Annotated in this window: 1 pseudogene; it reads right to left on the bottom strand. The window is 70.0% G+C overall.

What is annotated here, in order from left to right:
* Window positions 1–163 (bottom strand): annotated as a pseudogene (locus AC13HU_RS38440) (LacI family DNA-binding transcriptional regulator); the annotation flags it as partial.
* Window positions 164–250 lie beyond the last annotated feature (87 nt).

The following is a 250-nucleotide window of genomic DNA, read 5'->3' as shown; positions in this document are numbered from 1 at the left end:
CTGCCGCAACCGGACCGGGCGTTCGTACCCGAGCAGGTCCAGCGCGGCCAGCACGGATTCGCGGGTGGCCGCGGAAACACCTGGCTTGCCGTTGAGCACCCGGCTGACCGTCGCCTCACTGACCCCCCGCCTGGGCTGCGATGTCTGCGAGCCGCGCGGTCACAGCACCGGATGCTACGGGGCGGAACACCGCCATGTCAGATCGCCCACCAAATTGCCGTGTCGGCGGCGATCGTGACGAACTCGCCCG

This window comes from Streptomyces sp. NH27 (assembly GCF_056859195.1).
The sequence above is the reverse complement of the archived record's forward strand: the minus strand, read 5'-3'. Positions and strand labels throughout refer to the sequence as shown.